We start from the raw sequence: 16625 nt of genomic DNA on the forward strand, positions 1-16625 counted from the left end.
ATACGGATCACCCCCACCGAACGGCCGCGCATCACCGGTGAACGAAGTCGAGGACAGGGCGGAGGAAGAGGTGCCGGAAGGCGTCTTTGATGTCGTCATACCTCTACTGTGAGCCGACGACACCGTTCACGTCCATCGAAAGTTTCTGAACCATACTTTCAGTTCAACTGAACGTTTCTAGCCGGCGTCCACGGGCACCGCGGGCTCCTCCGCCACCTGCCGCAGCACCCGGATCACCCGCCGCAGCAGCGGCCCGTCCTCGGATCCGCTGCGCACCACGCCCACCACGTGGCGGCGTGGCCGGTCGGCGTCGAGCGGGCGGATCGCGACGTGCTGCCGCTCCCCCACCGTCGCCATCCGGGGTACCAGGGCGACCCCGAGGTCCGCGGCGACCATGGCGAGGATCGCCGACCAGTCGGTCGCCGCGTGCGCCTGTTCCGGGACGAATCCCGCGTCGGCGCAGGCCGCGAGGGTGATCTCCCGCCAGGGGCCGCTGCTGCCGAAGATCCACGGTTCCTGGGCCAGGTTCGCCAGCCGCAGGCCCGGCCGCGCCGCCCAGGAGTGGCCGGCGGGCAGTGCCACGTCGAGCGGATCGGTGAGCAGCGCGATCCGGTGGAAGCGCGGGTCCCGCGCCGAGGGCGCGTGCACCGCCAGCGTCACGGCGAGATCCACGTCGCCGCCCGCCAGCTGCTCGTAGACCTCGGCGGCCTCGGCCTGCCGGACCGACAGGGTGATCCGCGGGAAGTCCTGGCGCAGCAGCCGGGACGCGGGGACGACCAGCCGGGTGATGGCCGTGGCGATGGCGCCGACCCGGACCTCGCCGGCCTCGCCCTGCGTGTAGCCCTCCAGCTCGGCTCCGGCGCGCTCCAGCTGGGCGAAGACCACGTCGGCGTGGCGCAGCAGGACGTGGGCGGCACCGGTCAGCCGGACGCCCCGGCCCTGTGCCTCGATCACCGGGGTGCCGGCCTGCTTGGAGAGCGCGGACAGCTGCTGCGAGACGGCCGACGGCGTCATCCGCAGTGCGGCGGCCGCCGCCGTGACCGTCCCGGTCTCCTGCAGAGCCCGGAGGATCTGCAGTTTCCTCAAATCCCAGTCCTTCATGAAGGCAGCCTAAACAGCCGGATGCCTCCACCAGGACGCGGACCTACGCGGCGGCGGGCCGCCGGCGCGGCGCGGGGCGGCCACCGCGGCCGCGGCTGCCGTACGAGGTGCGCCGCACGCGTTCGGCCGCCGGGGGCGCCGCGATGACGACCGGCACCCCGGAGGGCTCCTGCGCGCCGGTGATCCGGGCGAGCTCGTCGTCATCCGCGCTGACCTGGGTCGTCTGCGGGGTGATGCCGGCGTGCGACATCAGGCGCGCCATCTCGCGGCGCTGGTTGGGCAGCACCAGTGTGACGACGCTGCCGGACTCACCCGCACGGGCGGTACGGCCGCCGCGGTGCAGGTAGTCCTTGTGGTCGGTGGGCGGGTCCACGTTGACGACGAGGTCCAGGTTGTCGACGTGGATGCCGCGGGCGGCGACGTTGGTCGCGACCAGGACCGTCACATGTCCGCTCTTGAACTGGTCCAGGGTGCGGTTGCGCTGCGGCTGCGACTTGCCGCCGTGCAGCGCGGCGGCCCGGACACCGCTGGCGAGCAGGTCCCGGGTCAGCAGGTCGACGGCGTGCTTGGTGTCCAGAAACATCAGCACCCTGCCCTCGCGGGCCGCGATGCGCCGCGTCGTGGCCTGCTTGTCCGCGCCGGCCACGTGCAGGACGTGGTGCTCCATCGTGGTGACCGTGTTGGCCGAGGGATCCACCGAATGGACGACGGGATCGGTCAGGAACTGGCGCACCAGCCGGTCGACGTTGCGGTCCAGCGTGGCGGAGAAGAGCATCCGCTGACCGTCCGGGCGCACCTGCGCCAGCAGGGCGGTGACCTGCGGCATGAAGCCCATGTCCGCCATCTGGTCGGCCTCGTCGAGCACCGTGATGGCCACGTGGTCGAGCCGGCAGTCGCGGCGTTCGATCAGGTCCTTGAGCCGGCCGGGTGTCGCGACGACGACCTCGGCGCCGCCGCGCAGCACGCCGGCCTGGCGGCCGATCGACATGCCGCCGACGACGGTGGCCATCCGCAGCCGCAGCGAGCGGGCGTACGGGGTGAGCGCGTCGGTGACCTGCTGGGCCAGCTCACGGGTCGGCACCAGCACCAGGGCGAGCGGCTGCCGCGGCTCCGCGCGCTTCCCCGCGGTACGGGCGAGCAGCGCCAGGCCGAAGGCGAGGGTCTTGCCGGAGCCGGTGCGTCCACGGCCCAGCAGGTCCCGGCCGGCCAGCGAGTTCGGCAGCGTCGCGCCCTGGATGGGGAACGGGACCGTCACCCCTTCGTGGGTGAGCGTGTCGAGCAGCTCGGACGGCATGTCCAGATCTGCGAACGACTCGACCGGGGGAAGGGACGGCGTGGTGCTGACGGGGAGGGCGAACTCACCCGGTGTCGCCATGGGGCGGCGGCGCGGCGCGGACTGGCTGCGGGAATACGACGGGCGATTGCGCGCGGGAACGGAGCCTGAGGAGCGGTACAAAAGAAAGCCTTCCTCGGAACGGCACGTGTCCGGGAAGACTCCGCAAAATGAAAACCGGGCGAAGAATCGCAAAAACGAGCCAAAGCAATACCGGAAAAAACGAATTGGGGCCCGCACCCTCAGGTGCGGGCCCCAACTACGTGGTGCGCGTCAAACGTCAGGCGGGAACGATGTTCTCGGCCTGCGGGCCCTTCTGGCCCTGCGTGACGTCGAAGGTCACCTTCTGGCCTTCCTGGAGCTCACGGAAGCCCTGGGTGGCGATGTTCGAGTAGTGGGCGAAGACGTCAGCGCCGCCACCGTCCTGCTCGATGAAGCCGAAACCCTTTTCCGCGTTGAACCACTTCACGGTGCCAGAAGCCATGTCAATCTCCTCAATAGGTGCAGAGCCGGAAATCTGCACTGCGCAGATTCCTCGTCGCCGCATTGTGCCCATCCGGAGATGACCGGTAAAAACAAGAGTGCGCCTGAGGGTTACATCCCGTCAGGCGCACACAAAGTTCATGGGTACCAAAACTGCAACTGGGATCAAGGTAGCACGGCTGCTGCCCGTATGGGGGCTTCCACGGTGTCCCTCGGAGTGGCGCGGGAAGCCTCGCGCGTAGACCGCGCGCGCAGCGCGCGCGTCGCGCGGGAACCAAAGCGTGCGAGCTGCTCTCCTAGAAGGTGCCTTTCGTCCTCGATCTCGCGTTCGGAGCATTTCCACGATGGATGCGCGTCCCCGGCGTCACCGCCCCCTGGTCCTGCCCGTAGCCGCCGTGCTGCTCGCGCTCGCCGCTCTCGCGGGCTGCGGCTCCTCCGGCGACGGGGGATCCGCCCCGGCGAACGACCACCTCTCGACCGGCGCGGGGAAAGGCGACGGCAAGGGCGGCCCGCGGACGCCGGGCCCCGCGCCGACGCCGTCGAAGGTGCTGCTGCCGACCGGACCGAAGGCGGAGCTGAAGCTGGCGCGGTCGACGAAGGCCGGCCCGATCATGGTCACCTCGGTGCGTGGGGCGAAGTCCGGCGTCACCGGGAAGGTCTGGGTCTGGCTGCCCCCGGAGTACAGCGACCCCCAGTACGCGACCTACGGCTTCCCCGTCGTGATGATGTACGCGGGCGGCCAGAGCAACGGCTACAACACCTGGACCGATCCCCAGCTCCCGATCCAGGAGGCCGACGCCAAGCTGAGCAAGCAGGGCAAGGCCCATCCGTTCATCATGATCATGCCGGTCCAGAACTTCAATTCCCACGAGAACGCCGCTCTGGACTGCAGCGACATCCCCGGCCAGCCCAGGATGGGCACCTGGATGGCCAAGGACGTCCCCGACTTCGTGAAGGCGAACTTCCGCACTCTGCGCAGCCGTGACGGCTGGGGCGTCATGGGCGCCTCCACGGGCGGCTTCTGCAGCGCGAAACTCGCCCTGCAGCACCCCGACGTCTTCAAGGCCGCCATCCCGATGGACGCCTACTTCGACCCGGACTCCCGGCTCTGGAGGGGTCACGAGGCGGACCGCCTCGCCAACAGCCCCAACACCCTCGTCAAGCAGGGCAGGGCCGACGTCAGCATCCTCGCCACGGCGGGCAGCGGCGAGGCGTACGAGACCAACCTGGTCAAGACCTGGGTGAAGAAGGCCGTCGCCCCCGTCAAGATCGAGTACTACGAGCTCCCCGGCGGCCGGCACTACACCTCCGACTTCAAGAAGCTCATCCCCCGCGCCCTGACCTGGTTCACCGGCAAACTCGCCGGCCCGACAGCCTAGGACGGACGGCGCACCCTCACAGCCAGCCGCGGCGGGCGGCTATCGCGCCGGCCTGGAAGCGGTTGGCGGCGCCCAGGAGGTCGTGGAGACGGCTGATGCGGCGGCGCATGGTGCGGACGGACCAGCCGAGCTGCCGGGCTATCGCCTCGTCCTTGAGACCGCTCACCAGGAGGGTCAGGACCAGCCGGTCCTCCTCGTCGAGGGGGTCGTCGGCCGGGGCGTTGAGGGGCAGGGCCTGCTTCCAGCACATCTCCCAGTAGTCGGTGAGGGCGTCGAGCAGGGTGGACGGCCGGATCACCGCGGCGCGGACGTCGTTCAGGTCGAGGGAGAGCGGCATCAGGGCGAGCCTGCGGTCCGCGATGGCGAGTTTGATGCGCAGGCCGGGCAGGACCCGGGCCTGTTCACCGTGCCGGACCAGCTCGCGGATGTCGTCGAGGACGCCCGGCCACTCCAGCGCCTCGGGGGCGTAGACCGCGCGGTACCGGACACCGCGGCCGAGCGCCGTGGCCTCCACCGGGTTGGAGGTGGTCAGGGCGTACGGCGGCCGGTCCAGCGTCATGACGTCCTCGCGGGCCTCCTGTTGGAGGCGGACGAACCAGCGGCCGAGGGCCTCGCTGCCGGTGGTGATCTCCACCTCGTCCTCGTCGGTCGCGCCGGTGCGCGCGGCGGCGAAGAGCCGGGACAGCTCGGCGGCGGCCGAGCGGACCCGTTCCAGGTCGTTGCTCCTGGCCCGCACCAGCGCCTCGACCGCGGCCCCCGGCTCGATCGCGGCGTACCGGCGACGGGCGCCGGCGAGCCGGCCGACCAGCCCGTGGTCGCGGAGCCGGTCCAGCGCTCTGGCGACCCGCTCGGCCGAACAGCCGAGGTCAGCGGCGAGTTCGGCCGGCGCCGCCGTACGCCGGGTCAGGACGGCGCGGTAGACGCTCTCGTCGAACGGATCGATGCCTGCCGCCGTCAGTTCCGGCGTCTCGGGAGTCATGAACGGATGGTGGCCCAGTTGTGCCAGCGGCAGCAATGGGCCACGAAGATTCATTGTGCGGCAAGTGCCCATACCACTAGGACCTTTACGTATGGCAATGAACTCACGAAGATCTCGTCATGCCGGTCTCGCCGCCGTCGTGCTCGCCGGCACGTTGGCGGCGATACCGGGTGCCGCCACCGCGTCCACGCCCGACCCGTCGCAACGAGTGATCGTCGAACTGTCCGGGAACGCCGCGGTCACCGCCGCGCCCGGTGGCTCGCTGCTGTCCGCCGAGGCCGCCCCCGGCGTCGGCGCCGCCCGCCGCGCGCTGGACGCCCGGCAGGAGACCTTCCTCGGCTCGGCGAAGAACGCCGGGCTGCACCCCTCCTCGACCCGCAAGCTCGGTCTGCTCATCGACGCGGTCGCGATGACGGTGCCGGGGTCCGAGGTGGCGCGGCTGGCGAAGCTGCCGGGCGTCACCGCCGTCCTGCCCGACACCCGGGTGCTGGCGAAGACGGACGTGAGCGTGCCGCTGATCGGCGCGCCTGACGTGTGGCAGCGCAAGGACGCCGCCGGCAGCCGCGTCACGGGCAAGGGGACCACCGTCGCGATCCTGGACAGCGGGGTGGACTACACCCACCCCGATCTGGGCGGCGGACTCGGCAAGGGCCACAAGGTCGTCGGCGGGCACGACTTCGTCAACGGTGACGAGGACCCGATGGACGACAACGGCCACGGCACCCACGTCGCCGGCATCATCGCGGGGAAGGCCGCCGGGAAGGGCGGCATCACCGGCGTGGCGCCCGACGCGAACCTGCTGGCCTACAAGGTGATGGACGCCGAAGGATCCGGCTACACGTCGGACATCATCGCCGGTATCGAGGCGGCGTCCGATCCGGCCAACCCGCACCGCGCCGATGTCATCAACATGAGCCTCGGCGGCCCCGGCGACGGCACCGACCCGCTGGGCCTTGCCGCGACCGCGGCCGTACGGGCCGGTGTGGTCGTGGTGGCCGCGGCCGGCAACGACGGCCCGGGCCTGGGTACGGTCAGCAGCCCCGGCACGGCCGACGGGGTGATCTCGGTCGGCGCGTCGACCAGCAATCTCCGGCTGCCCAGCGCGTATCTGGCCGGCAAGAAGCCCGAGTTGATCCAGACCTACCGCGGCATCCTGTCCGCGAATCCGCCCCAGCGCCCCGTCACCGCGCAGCTCGTCGACGTCGGTGAGGGCACCGCGGAGGACTGGGAGCGGGTCGGCGACGTCCGCGGGAAGATCGTGCGGGCCCAGTTCCTCGTCGCCTCCGACGTCCAGGACCTGTCGGGCAGCGCCGTGGAGTGGGCGCAGGAAGCGGAGAAGCGCGGCGCGCTCGCCGTGCTGGCCGGCCTGCCCACCAACGACGGCCCGGTGTTCGCCGCCGGAACGCCCGGAGCGGGTGTGGTCCAGGTGCCGTCCTCGCCCGCGCGGATCGACGCCTCCGGTGACTCGTTGCGCATGGACCACCTGGTGGTCATGGGCATCGACGCGACCCAGTACACGGAGTTGAGCTCCCGGCTCGCCGCCGGGAAGGTCTCGGTGACGCTGCAGGGCACCGACACCACCGACCAGATCGCCTCGTTCTCGTCACGCGGCCCCACGCAGAGCTTCGGCCTCAAGCCCGATCTGGTCGCGCCCGGTGTGGAGATCCGTTCCACCATCCCCAAGTCGCTGTACAAGCCCGGCCAGTACCGCATGTCGGGCACGTCGATGGCGACCCCGCACGTCGCCGGCGCGGCGGCCCTGCTGCGCCAGCTGCACCCGGGCCAGGCGCCCGCCGAGGTGAAGGCCGCACTGGTCGGCACCGCGAAGCCGCTGCGCGACAGCGGAGCCACGGCGCAGGGCTCGGGCCGGCTCGATGTGGCCGCGGCCGCCTCGGCCACGGTCAGCGCCTCACCGGCGTCCGTGTCCTTCGGACTCGCCGATCTGTCCCGGCGTGACGTCGGCGGCACCGCGAAGGTGACGCTGCGGAACTCCGGCAACCGGCCGGTCACGACCATGCTCAGGACCGACGGGCCGGCCACGGTCTCGCCGCAGCGGGTCACCGTACCGGCCAGGGGGACCGCGACCGTCACGGTCTCGCTGCGCGTCGACCGCCCGTCCGGCAACACCGAGATCAGCGGCCGCCTCACGGCGACCCCGGACCGGGGACCGGCGATCGGGGTGCCCTATCTGCTCGCCGTCCGGTACCTGGCCGTCCAGGCCGCGCCCGACCCGAGCGACGGTCACTCGACCGTGCACATCGCCCCGCCGACCCGGCTGGCCGCACCGCCGGTCGTCACCGTCACTCCGCCGCGCGGCAAGGCCTTCGACGTCACCTCCCACCTCGACCCCGCCACCGGCTACTACCAGGCCGAGGTGACCGGCAGCGTGGCCGGCGCCTACCGGGTCTCGGTGCGCGGCACCGCCGGCTCCGGGCAGCGCCTCATCGGCTCCAGCGCCTTCGAGGTGACCCCGGTCGACACCCGCAAGAACCGCTGGGAGCCGGTCGGTCCCAACAGCGAGGCCGGCTGGGTCGCCCTCTCGCCGAACCGGCCGGGACAGGCCGTGCTCACCCAGTACCAGAAGGCCGCTCCCTGGCTGACCACCGACAACGGCGCCACCTGGCGCCAGTTGAGCCGGCTGCCGGTCGCGGACGGCACCGGACCGCTCCTGGTCGACGCGAAGAATCCCGACCGCTGGTGGTACGCCGTGAACAGCGTTCACGACTTCAGCCGCCAGGGCGCCATCCTGCGCACCGATGACAACGGGCGGACCTGGCGCAAGCTCGGTGTCCCTGACGCCCGCATCACGGCGTTCACCGCCGATGAGCAGACCCGCACGCTGGTCGCGGTCGCCTCCGGCTCACTGCTGGTCAGCACCGACGCGGGCGAGCACTGGACCACGTACCCGACCGGCGTCACCGGCGACATCACCGGCGCCACCGTCACCGGTGACACCCTCTACATGACGACGCCCCGCGGCGTCTGGACCCGTTCCGGCATCGGCTCGGGCAACCCCGGCGCGGCACGCCGGCTGTTCGACGCGGTCAACAAGAACGTCGGCGGGCTGGCCGCCGACTCCTCGGTCGTGGCGGTGTACGTCCTGGGCACCGGAGTCGTCGGTTCCCACGACGGCGGGAAGACCTGGTCCACCCTGCTGCCCATGCCGCTCGGCGGTCTCGGCCTGACCGTCTCGGGCGGCGACCTGTACCTGAGCACGCTGACCGGCAGCGGCCGGCTCAGCCACGACCAGGGACGGACGTGGACCACGGTCGCGGCGCCGGCGCGCGCGGCGGTACCGATGGACTACGACCGCTGGAGTGACGGATCCGTCACCGTCTCCATGGAGCAGGACGGCCTCTACCGGGGTGCCGCGAACGGCACCGGATACCGGCGGATCGGCGTCCAGGGACTGACCGTCAACGATCTCGCGATCACCGGCGGCCATCTGCTCGCCGCCACCGACAGCGCGATCTACCGCACCGCTCTTCCCGTCGCGAGCCCCGAATGGGGCCAGTCCGGCGGCGAGGGCAGGGTCGGCGTCAGGGTCTCGCAGCTCGCGCTCTCGGCCAAGGAGCCGAACGTGATCTGGAAGGTCCGGCGCACCGCGGTCGGAACGTTCGTCGTCGAGCGCAGCGCCGACGCGGGCGCCACCTGGGAGGTGCGCGGCACGTCGTCGGAGGTGCCGACCGCGCTCCTGGTCGACCCCGCCGACCCGAAGCGGGTGATGGTCAGCTTCCGGAGCCTGCTGGGCCAGGGGCTGTTCGCCACCACTGACGGCGGCGCGACGTGGAAGAACCTCTTCCACGAGCGTTCCTTCGACACCATCGTGGGCGATCCCGCCAATCCGCTGCGGCTGTGGCTCGGCAACTCCGCCGGGCTGTACCGGTCGGACGACGGCGGGGTCACCGTCACCAAGGTCGCCGACGGCCCGGTGACCGCGATCGACCTCGACGGGAAGCGGCTCGTCATCGGCGGCGAGAACGTCCGCGTCAGCACCGACGGCGGCCGCACCTTCCGCACCGCGGACACCGGCGCCCTCGCGATCCACGTCTCCGACCTGCTGCGGGTCGGCGACACGCTCTACGCGGCCACCAACCGCTCCGGGGCCAGTGGCCTCCTGCAGGGCGGCCGCGGCGTACTGCGCAGCACCGACCACGGTCTGAGCTGGCACAACATCTCCACCGGCCTGCAGAACACCGACACCACGCATCTGGCCGCGACCCCCGACGGCCGCACGCTCTACGTCGGCACCACCGACGGCGGCGTCCACCGCCTCAACCTCCACCGCTGACCCCCGACCCGCACGAAGGAGCACCACAACTGAGCACCACGGCCCGGCGCCCGGACGGAACTCCGTCCGGACGCCGGGCCGGCCCGTTGTCGGAGGCATCGCCTACGGTGATCGGTATGGGGACGGGGATCGAGTACGTACGGGGAGACGCGACAACGCCGCTGGGCAAGGGGCCCAAGGTGATCGCGCATATCTGCAACGACCTGGGCGGTTGGGGCAAGGGTTTCGTGCTGGCCGTCTCACGGCGCTGGCCGGAGCCGGAGCGCCAGTACCGGCGCTGGCACCGGGAGCGCGCGGCCAACGACTTCGGGCTCGGAGCCGTGCAGCTGGTGCAGGTCGACCGGCTGGTGTGGGTCGCCAACATGGTGGGCCAGCGCGGGATGCGCACCGGCAGCAAGGGTGTTCCGGTGCGCTATGAGGCCATCGACGCGGCGCTGGAGAAACTCGCCGGCGAGGCGGCCGGGCTCGGGGCCTCGGTTCATATGCCGCGGATCGGCTGCGGGCTGGCGGGCGGGCGTTGGGAGCGGGTGGAACCGCTGGTCCAGGCGCGGCTCGCGGACCGCGGGGTCGCGGTGACGGTGTACGACCACGACTGAGCGCCGTATCGGGAGCACTGAGCGCCGTATCGGGAGCTCGGCGCCCGCGGCTCAGTGTTTGGCGCGGCTCGGCTGTACCCGTTTCGGTTCGCCGGCCATTTTCGGGTGCTCGGGCGGGTAGGGGAGGTCGCCCGCGCCGTGGTCCCGTTCGTCTCGGGCGGCGAGGTCCAGGGCGGGGGTGATGTCGAAGGCGTGGTCGTCCATGTCCGCGTGGAGGTCACCGACCTCCGCGTAGCGGGCCGGCATCGAGACGAGGTCGAAGTCCCGCGGCACGGCGGTGTCCAGTTCGTCCCAGAGCAGTGGCGCGGAGACCGGCGCGTGCGGGAAGGGGCGGACGGAGTAGGCGGAGGCGATCGTGCGGTCGCGGGCCATCTGGTTGTAGTCGACGAAGATCTTCTCGCCGCGCTCCTCCTTCCACCACGCGGTGGTGACCTGCTCCGGCATCCGGCGCTCCAGCTCGCGCGCGATGGCGATGGTCGCCCGGCGGACCTCGACGAAGGTCCACCGAGGGGCGATCGGGATGAAGACGTGCATGCCGCGCCCGCCGGAGGTCTTGGGCCAGCCGCGCAGGCCCATCCCCTCCAGCACATCGCGGAGCTCGTGCGCGGCGCGCACCGCGTCGGCGTAGTCGGTGCCCGGCTGCGGGTCGAGGTCGATGCGCAGTTCGTCGGGGTGATCGGTGTCCGCGCGGCGCACGGGCCACGGGTGGAAGGTCAGACAGCCGCGGTTGGCGGCCCAGAGCAGTGCGCCGACCTCCGTCGGGCAGGTCTCGTCGGCGAAGCGTCCGCTGGGGAAGGCGATACGGGCGGTCGGGGTCCAGTCGGGGAGGTCCTTCGGGGCGCGCTTCTGGAAGAACGACTCCCCGGCGATGCCCTCGGGGAAGCGCTGCAGCGTCGTCGGGCGGTCGCGCAGCGCCCGCAGGGCGCCCTCGCCGACGGCCAGGTAGTAGTTGGCGAGGTCCAGCTTGGTGAGGTTCCGCTCGGGGAAGTACACCTTGTCCGGGTGCGTCAGCCGCACCGTCCGCTCGCCGATCCGCAGCTCCAGCGCTTCTGCCATGCCTCCACGCTAGGACCGCTTCCGGGCGCGCGCCTCCGGGGCCGGCACGGCGCCCGCGCGGTGGCCGGAGAGGCGCCGGGGCGTGGGCGGCCGCACACTCGGACCATGGAGCTTCCCGTGATGCCGCCGGTCAAGCCGATGCTGGCGAAGGCGGCAGCGCGCATTCCGGCCGGGATGCAGTACGAGGCCAAGTGGGACGGATTCCGCGCGATCGTGCACCGCGACGGTCCCGAGATCGTGATCGGCAGCCGCAACGGCAAACCGCTCACCCGGTACTTCCCCGAGCTGGCGAGCGTGCTGCTGGAGCAGCTGCCGGACCGCTGCGTCGTGGACGGCGAGATCATCATCGTCTCCGGCGACCGGCTGGACTTCGACGCCCTGCAGGAGCGCATCCATCCCGCCGAGTCACGGATCCGGCTGCTCGCCGAACGCACCCCCGCCTCCTTCGTCGCCTTCGACCTGCTCGCCCTCGGCGACAGCGCACTGCTGGACACCCCGCTGCGGGAGCGCCGTACCGCCCTGGAGGAGGCCCTGGCGGGGGTGACCGCGCCTGTGCACGTCGCCCCGGTGACGATGGACCTGGCGGTGGCCGAGGAGTGGTTCAGCCGCTTCGAGGGCGCCGGCCTCGACGGCATCGTGGCCAAGTCGCCGGAGCTGCTCTACCGCCCGGACCAGCGGCTGATGGTGAAGGTCAAGCACGAGCGCACCGCCGACTGCGTCCTGGCCGGTTACCGCGAGCACAAGAGCGGGCCCGTCATCGGCTCGCTCCTGCTCGGGCTCTACGACACGGACGGCCGGCTGCAGCACGTGGGCGCGTGCGCGTCCTTCCCCATGCGCCGCCGCGAGGAGCTGATGGCGGAGCTGGCCCCGCTGCGGATGGCCGATCCGGACGAGCACCCCTGGGCGGCGTGGAAGGACCAGGAGGCGCACGCGACCGACCGGATGCCGGGCGCTCCCAGCCGGTGGAGCGGCGCCAAGAACCTGGAGTGGACACCGCTGCGGCCCGAGCGGGTGTGCGAGGTCGCCTACGACCACATGCAGGGCGACCGCTTCCGGCACACGACGCAGTTCCGCCGCTGGCGTCCGGACCGGGATCCCGACAGCTGTACGTACGCCCAGCTCGACGAGCCGGTCCGCTACGACCTCGCGAGCGTCCTGGCGTCCGGCTGACCCGACAGGCCGGCTGATCCGCTCGCTGACCCGACAGGCCGGCTGATCCGCTCAGTGGTCGGAGCTCAGTGGTCGGAGCTCGGTGGTCGGAGCTCGGTGGTCGAAGCTCAGTGGTCGAAGCTCAGTGGTCGAAGCTCAGTGGTCGAAGACCACCGTCACGGGCGCGTGGTCGCTCCAGCGCTCGGGGTGCGTCTCGGCCCGCTCCACCACGGCTGACGTGGCCTTTTCCGCGAGGCCCGCGGTGGAGACGTGGTAGTCGATCCGCCAGCCCGCGTCGTTGTCGAAGGCCCGGCCGCGGTAGGACCACCAGGAGTAGGGGCCGGTGGCCTCGGGGTGGAGCCGGCGGACCACGTCGGTGTAGCCGCCCTGCTCGAAGACCTTGCTGAGCCAGGCGCGTTCCTCGGGGAGGAAGCCGGAGCTCTTCTGGTTGGCCTTCCAGTTCTTGAGGTCGGCCTCGCGGTGGGCGATGTTCCAGTCGCCGCAGACGAGCACTTCCCGGCCCTCGGCGGCGGCACGGGTCCGGAGCTCCGAGAGATGGACGAAGAATTCGGCCATGAACCGCTCCTTCTCCGTCTGGCGCTCGGTGCCGACCTCACCGGAGGGCAGATAGAGGCTGGCGACGGTGATCCCCGGGAGATCGATCTCGAGGTAACGGCCCGAGCTGTCGAATTCGGCGGAGCCGAAGCCGATCTGGACGCGGGTGGGCTCGCTGCGGCTGTAGATCGAGACACCGGCACGGCCCTTGGCGGCGGCCGGGGCGTGGAAGGCGGACCAGCCGTCCGGCTCGCGGACCTCGTCCGGGAGCTGGTCGGCCTCGGCACGTACTTCCTGCAGACAGACCACGTCGGCGGTGGTGGCCGCCAGCCAGGGCAGGAACCCCTTCTTGGCGGCGGCGCGGAGCCCGTTGACATTCACGGTCGTCACAGTCAGCACAGCATGCTCCCGTATTGCGGATATCGGCGCAGGGCAGCCTACGCGACCGTGACGTGCGCGGATCGGGCACGGGGCGGCGGGCACGGGGCGGGCCCGCAGGCGTACGCACGTACGATGCCGTGGTGGAGATTCGAATCAGGCGCTACGACCACCCCGACGCGGTGAAGCTCAACGACCGGGTGCAGCTGGAGTACGTCGAGCGGTACGGCGACGGCGATCTGACCCCGATGGACGCCGCCCAGTTCGACCCGCCCCGGGGCCTGTACCTGGTGGGGTACGTGGACGGGGAGGCGGTCGCCAGCGGCGGCTGGCGGGCGCAGGACGAGTCCCCGGAAGGGCACTCGGACGGCGACGCCGAGCTCAAGCGGATGTACGTGGTGGACGAGGCCCGGGGCCGGGGGCTGGCGCGGCGGATACTCGCCGAGTTGGAGGCGAGCGCGGCGGCGGCCGGGCGGTCCCGGATGGTCCTGGAGACCGGTACGAAGCAGCCGGAGGCCATCGCGCTGTACGAGTCGTGCGGCTACACCCCGGTGACGAAGTTCGGGCTCTACCGGTACGAGGAGCTCAGCGTGTGCCTCGGCAAGACGCTCCAGGGGCGCACGTCGGCCGACGGGGCCTGAGCCGGTCCCCGGTCGTCCTGAGCCGCTCCCGTCCCCCGGATCACTTCTTGCGGCGGGAGAAGTAGGCGCCGCAGATTCCGCCGATGACGGCCATCGCGAGCAGGGCGAGCCACAGCGGCATCGTCACCTCGGGAACGATCAGCCGGATCTTGACCTGCCGGGTGTTCTCGAAGATGAACACGAGGCCGAGCACCGCCAGTGCGGCGACCACGATCCGGCCCGGCGTGACCAACTCCCGGCCGGACTTCCTGCTGGACGTCGACTTGTCGGCACTCACCGTGGGTCACCTGCTTTCCGGTCGACTGTCACCCCCTGTGTTCAGCATCGCGGTCTTCGGGTCCCGGGGGGCGGTCGGCTGCTCCGTTCGAGTGACGGTGCCGAGCAGGCGCAGCGCCGCCTCGGAGGAGGAGCCCGGTTCGGCGCTGTACATCAGCATCCGGTGCCCCGAGTCGTCCGGGACCTGCAGCATCTCGAAGGAGAGCTCGAGCGGGCCGATCGTCGGGTGGTGGAACGCCTTCGCACCGTAGGTGCAGCTGTTCACCGGGTGGCGTGACCACAGGGAGGCGAACTCGGGGCTCTTCATCGACAATTCGCCGATCAGCTCGGCCAGCCGCCGGTCCTCGGAGTACTGCCCGGCTGCCAGCCGCAGCGAGGCGACCGCGCGCCGTGCCTCCTCGTCCCAGCGCGGGTACAGCTCGCGGGTGTGCGGGTCGAGGAAGAGCAGCCGCTGCAGGTTGGGGCGGTCGGCGGGGCGCTCGGGGCTCCACGCGTCCAGGTGCCCCGCGGTCAGCGCGTGTCCCAGCGGATTCCACGCCAGCACCTCGAACCGCCGGTCCACGACGACGACGGGCACATCACTCATCGCCGCGATCAGCTGCCGCGTCCCCGGCCTGGCGCTGTCGGGACGCTCGGCCGGGCGGCGCTTGGTGCGGCCGGGGCGGGCCAGATTGCGCAGGTGCGTGTGCTCGTCCTCGGTGAGGCGCAGCGCGGCGGCGAGGGCGTCGAGCACCCCTTCCGAGGCGTTGTTGCTCTGTCCCTGTTCCAGCCGGGTGTAGTACGCGACGCTCACGCCGGCGAGCTGCGACAGCTCTTCGCGGCGCAGGCCCGGTACCCGGCGCCGGGCGCCGTAGGAGATCAGTCCGACGTCCTCCGGCCGCAGCCGGGCGCGGCGGGTGCGCAGGAATTCGCCGAGTTCCGCGGGAGTGTCCATACGGATCAGTCTCCCCCGCCCGCGCGTTCGGAGCCTGTCCCTGCCAGTAGCAGGCAGAGCCGCGGGGGTGGGGGGAGGCGCCGCTCCGGCCCCGCGGCCGGCTCCGTCAGGTGCGCCCTTCGCCGTCCTGGGCCTGCTCCAGCAACGGTGCGGACTCCATCCAGCGGGCCCGCCGTACGGTGAATCCGGCGCCCTTGTACGCGTCGCAGACCTGCTTGTCGTCGTCGACGACCAGGCGGATCTCGCCCTTGCGCGCCAGCCGCCGCAGGAGTTCCAGCTTGGTGACGCGGGCCGGCCGGCGGTCGTTGTCGGTCCGCATCCACACCCGGCCCGGCGGCAGCCCATGGCGTTCGAGCCAGGCCGCCGTGTCACGGCGGCAGCGTTCCGGCCGGCCGGTGACGTACTCGATATCGCATGCGACGGCGGTTTCCAGCGCCAGTGCCACGCCCTCCGCGAGCGGGGGGTCGTCCACCGCGGCCGCGAAGAAGGCGGCCCAGTCCTTCGGCTGCCGCTCCAGGTGGATCAGCCGGTGCCGGGTGTCGCAGAGGGTGCCGTCCAGGTCGAAGACCGCCAGCGGACGGCTCGGATTTAGTTCATCGTTCACTTTTACCTCCGCGCGGAGGATAGCGCCGAGAACCGGGTCCGACCCCCTCCGAGCAGGTCAAGGAGCGATAACGGGGTGCGGACGGCGCCTCCCGCCGTCATCATGTGCGGATGACTTGGACCGCACCCGAAGTACCGCGTACCGATCCCCCCATGGTCGCCGATGAGCGCGCCTCGCTGGAGAGCTGGCTCACCTATCACCGCGCGACCCTCCTCACGAAGTGCGCCGGGCTCACCGGCGAGCAGCTGGCGCTGCGCCCGGCGAAGCCGTCGGCGCTGTCGCTGCTCGGGCTCGTCCGGCACATGGCGGAAGTGGAACGCTGGTGGTTCCGGACGAATTTCGACGGCCGGTCGGACCTCGGCGTCCTCTACTGTCCCGACGACGATCCGGACGGTGACTTCGACCGCGCCGACGGCGCCGCCGCCGAGGCCGACTTCGCGGTGTTCGCGACCGAGTGCGAACTCGCGGACCGGGCCGCCGCGGGCCGTTCGCTCGACGAGACGTTCGCCCACCCGCGCCGCGGTGAACCGATCGATCTGCGGTGGGTCTACGTCCACATGATCGAGGAGTACGCACGGCACAACGGCCACGCCGACCTCCTGCGCGAACTGACGGACGGCGTCACCGGGGAGTGACCCCGGCGCCGGCTTCGGCCGGCTCGGCCTCGAACGCATCCGCCCCGGCCTGCCCCGGCAGGGACGGGGCGCGACGCCCGCTCCCCCGCCCCGCCGCGCGGGCCCGCAGCGCCGCCCCGGCCAGCACCGTCACCGCTGCGGTCCCGTAGGACCAGGACTGGAGCCAACTGCCGTGGGCTCCCATGGCGTTGCCGATGTAGAGCACGGTGCCCGCGAGGGGGACGGCGAGCCATTC

15 protein-coding genes and 1 pseudogene are annotated in these 16625 nt (G+C 71.6%); 6 read left to right on the forward strand and 10 right to left on the reverse strand.

The annotated features are described in order from the left end of the window. Positions 1-177: 177 nt before the first annotated feature. From C6N31_RS41000 to C6N31_RS41010, 3 genes are all read right to left on the reverse strand, one after another. Positions 178-1101, reverse strand: coding sequence for a LysR family transcriptional regulator (locus C6N31_RS41000; RefSeq protein ID WP_138358982.1), 924 nt, complete (start codon positions 1099-1101; stop codon positions 178-180). 43 nt (positions 1102-1144) lie between these two features. Then, the gene (locus C6N31_RS41005; protein WP_232486282.1) at positions 1145-2557 is read right to left on the reverse strand and encodes a DEAD/DEAH box helicase; all 1413 of its coding nucleotides are present in this window, start codon (positions 2555-2557) and stop codon (positions 1145-1147) included. Positions 2558-2714: 157 nt separating this feature from the next. Next, positions 2715-2918 carry a cold-shock protein gene (locus tag C6N31_RS41010; protein WP_069779708.1) on the reverse strand — a complete coding sequence of 68 codons (204 nt, stop codon included), beginning with the start codon at positions 2916-2918 and terminating at the stop codon, positions 2715-2717. Between the two features lie 343 nt (positions 2919-3261). Here C6N31_RS41010 and C6N31_RS41015 point away from each other — a divergent pair, with 343 nt between their 5' ends. Continuing rightward, positions 3262-4296 (forward strand): alpha/beta hydrolase, encoded by a 1035-nt coding sequence (locus C6N31_RS41015; protein ID WP_138358978.1) that lies wholly within the window; start codon positions 3262-3264, stop codon positions 4294-4296. A gap of 16 nt (positions 4297-4312) precedes the next feature. On the opposite strand, the gene C6N31_RS41020 is transcribed toward C6N31_RS41015, so the two are convergent. Further along, positions 4313-5275 (reverse strand): helix-turn-helix domain-containing protein, encoded by a 963-nt coding sequence (locus C6N31_RS41020; protein WP_198359525.1) that lies wholly within the window; start codon positions 5273-5275, stop codon positions 4313-4315. A 97-nt stretch (positions 5276-5372) separates the two neighbouring features. Here C6N31_RS41020 and C6N31_RS41025 point away from each other — a divergent pair, with 97 nt between their 5' ends. Next, positions 5373-9566 carry a S8 family serine peptidase gene (locus C6N31_RS41025; RefSeq protein ID WP_187145065.1) on the forward strand — a complete coding sequence of 1398 codons (4194 nt, stop codon included), beginning with the start codon at positions 5373-5375 and terminating at the stop codon, positions 9564-9566. A gap of 116 nt (positions 9567-9682) precedes the next feature. After that, entirely contained in the window at positions 9683-10162 is a 480-nt protein-coding gene (locus C6N31_RS41030) for a macro domain-containing protein (protein WP_138358972.1), read from the forward strand. Between the two features lie 51 nt (positions 10163-10213). Here the strand turns inward: C6N31_RS41030 and ligD are convergent, their stop codons facing one another. Next, positions 10214-11218, reverse strand: a complete 1005-nt coding sequence (ligD, locus tag C6N31_RS41035; RefSeq protein WP_138358970.1) for a non-homologous end-joining DNA ligase — start codon at positions 11216-11218, stop codon at positions 10214-10216. A gap of 105 nt (positions 11219-11323) precedes the next feature. Between ligD and C6N31_RS41040 the strand changes: the two genes are divergently transcribed. Further along, complete coding sequence (locus C6N31_RS41040) at positions 11324-12388, forward strand: ATP-dependent DNA ligase (protein WP_138358968.1); 1065 nt, start codon at positions 11324-11326, stop codon at positions 12386-12388. A 135-nt stretch (positions 12389-12523) separates the two neighbouring features. Here C6N31_RS41040 and C6N31_RS41045 read toward each other — a convergent pair whose 3' ends face one another. Next, complete coding sequence (locus tag C6N31_RS41045; RefSeq protein WP_138358966.1) at positions 12524-13321, reverse strand: exodeoxyribonuclease III; 798 nt, start codon at positions 13319-13321, stop codon at positions 12524-12526. Positions 13322-13443: 122 nt separating this feature from the next. Here C6N31_RS41045 and C6N31_RS41050 point away from each other — a divergent pair, with 122 nt between their 5' ends. Further along, a complete protein-coding gene (locus C6N31_RS41050; protein WP_138358964.1) occupies positions 13444-13941 on the forward strand; it encodes a GNAT family N-acetyltransferase in 498 nt (165 codons plus the stop codon). A gap of 40 nt (positions 13942-13981) precedes the next feature. Here the strand turns inward: C6N31_RS41050 and C6N31_RS41055 are convergent, their stop codons facing one another. The 3 genes from C6N31_RS41055 to C6N31_RS41065 all read right to left on the reverse strand — a co-directional run bounded on the left by C6N31_RS41055 (position 13982) and on the right by C6N31_RS41065 (position 15755). Next, positions 13982-14218 (reverse strand): LapA family protein, encoded by a 237-nt coding sequence (locus C6N31_RS41055; RefSeq protein WP_138358962.1) that lies wholly within the window; start codon positions 14216-14218, stop codon positions 13982-13984. Between the two features lie 6 nt (positions 14219-14224). After that, complete coding sequence (locus C6N31_RS41060) at positions 14225-15151, reverse strand: helix-turn-helix domain-containing protein (protein ID WP_198359526.1); 927 nt, start codon at positions 15149-15151, stop codon at positions 14225-14227. A gap of 106 nt (positions 15152-15257) precedes the next feature. Then, the gene (locus C6N31_RS41065) at positions 15258-15755 is read right to left on the reverse strand and encodes a phosphatase domain-containing protein (protein ID WP_138358958.1); all 498 of its coding nucleotides are present in this window, start codon (positions 15753-15755) and stop codon (positions 15258-15260) included. A gap of 110 nt (positions 15756-15865) precedes the next feature. On the opposite strand from C6N31_RS41065, the gene C6N31_RS41070 reads away from it, so the two are divergent. Further along, positions 15866-16390 (forward strand): DinB family protein, encoded by a 525-nt coding sequence (locus C6N31_RS41070; protein WP_138358956.1) that lies wholly within the window; start codon positions 15866-15868, stop codon positions 16388-16390. On the opposite strand, the pseudogene C6N31_RS41075 reads toward C6N31_RS41070, so the two are convergent. Continuing rightward, positions 16377-16625 (reverse strand): annotated as a pseudogene (locus tag C6N31_RS41075) (hypothetical protein); the annotation flags it as partial. The gene C6N31_RS41070 and the pseudogene C6N31_RS41075 overlap by 14 nt on opposite strands.

The sequence above is a fragment of the Streptomyces fildesensis genome, assembly GCF_016107395.1.
Classification (GTDB): domain Bacteria; phylum Actinomycetota; class Actinomycetes; order Streptomycetales; family Streptomycetaceae; genus Actinacidiphila; species Actinacidiphila fildesensis.